Source organism: Undibacterium sp. RTI2.2 (assembly GCF_035018705.1).
Taxonomy (GTDB): domain Bacteria; phylum Pseudomonadota; class Gammaproteobacteria; order Burkholderiales; family Burkholderiaceae_D; genus Undibacterium.
Genome location: NZ_JASJXN010000110.1, coordinates 1 through 1,392, shown reverse-complemented (window position 1 = coordinate 1,392; position 1,392 = coordinate 1). Strand labels below are relative to the sequence as shown.

The window sequence follows — 1,392 nt, the reverse complement described above, 5'->3', positions numbered from 1 at the left end:
ACCCGCCGAAGCGACTCGCAAATCATCGCGCAGCGCCGTAGGAATCCCCGTCCTTTAGGGCGGGGAGGATGTCAATTAGGCACTGATTTCATCGAAACGTTTTACCAATTTCGGCCTAATGCGATAGAGCCTAAACTATAAGCAGTGAGTTGATTGATTGGACTATTTCAAGTTTTCGTAGATAACAATTGCCGCGCATCTTTTAGCAAAAGTAATAATTGTTTTTCACGAATGGGCGATCCTATAAATCCGAAACGGGTGTAGAAATTTGAAGCCTCATCATCAATGGGGTGAGTGAGCATAGCTCTGACGCCAGCCTGATCAGCTATGACGATGGTACGTTCAATTGCATCCTTGAGCATACCTATACCAATGCCTTTGCCTTGATCATGAGTAGAAACAGCAAGGCGAGCAATTATAACAACAGGGATTGGGTATTGCCCCATTCCTTTACTGATACGTTCGGGAACTTCAGTAGTGTCGACCTGGCCAATCGTCAAACTGAAGTACCCGACAACACGAAACCCATCTGCTACTACGAAAGTTTTTGCAGATCCACTTCCTTGCGCCTGTCTGGCATGGCGTAGCAACCACTCATTAAGGGGAGGCTTGCCACAATCAAATTCCTCGATTTGATGTTTGGCATTAAGAGGCTCCGGCTTGCCTAAACTCACTTCGCCTCATCCCACGGCGATTTTCGAGAGAATAAATCGCGTAGACCTTTATTTTCTTGCTCAGGACGTTCCAATAAATCCATTAAAGATTGATACTGATTCCCAGAAACCATGAACAATCTTTGGTCTAGGAGTGCTTGTTCCGCCGCGAGACAAGCGCTATCGAGAATAAAATCAGTTAAAGATTTACGCGACACATCAGCGGCTCTGCGCAGTATAGTTTCCTGTTCTGGCGTGGCACGGAGTCCAAAGCGGGCTGATTTAAAAGCTAGGGCACTCATGGCGTCACCTCATTTGTTAGTTCATTTGACGCTATGTTAGCACAAATGACGTACAATATCTAATTATTTATTAAAGAGTGGTTCGGGCGTTTTGTCGCATTAGCAAAATCGCCTTGTCTTCGATGATCTGATCGATCGCCGATTTATTGGCTCCGCTCTCATCCATTACTACTTTCTCAGGATGGTATTGTCAACTTGCGGAGGCTGGCAAAATATTGTAAGGTGGCGAGACGAAAAAATCTCTACTCTATTGCGGGTTCCGCTACCCAGCAGAAATCATCAGCGATGTCGTGTGGCTCTACTTCCGGTTCGCGCTGAGTTTTCGCGACATAGAAGAACTAATGGCCAGCCGTGGCATCCTAGTCACGTATGAGACGATCCGCCAATGGACGTTGAAGTTTGGCCAAGGCTATGCCAATGAGCTTCGCCGGCGTCAA

General features: G+C 46.6%; 2 protein-coding genes. Both read right to left on the bottom strand.

The genetic code is table 11. The annotated features are described in order from the left end of the window. Positions 1-167: 167 nt before the first annotated feature. Entirely contained in the window at positions 168-674 is a 507-nt protein-coding gene (locus QN395_RS21290; protein WP_322121759.1) for a GNAT family N-acetyltransferase, read from the bottom strand. Then, positions 671-955: a DUF1778 domain-containing protein gene (locus QN395_RS21285; RefSeq protein WP_322121760.1), complete on the bottom strand. Its 285-nt coding sequence runs from the start codon at positions 953-955 to the stop codon at positions 671-673. The genes QN395_RS21290 and QN395_RS21285 overlap by 4 nt, the downstream gene beginning before the upstream one ends. Positions 956-1,392: the final 437 nt, after the last annotated feature.

Coding starts and splice junctions, on each gene's coding strand:
- QN395_RS21285 (WP_322121760.1), bottom strand. CDS start 955: ATGAGTGCCCTAGCTTTTAAATCAGCCCGCTTTGGACTCCGTGCCACG.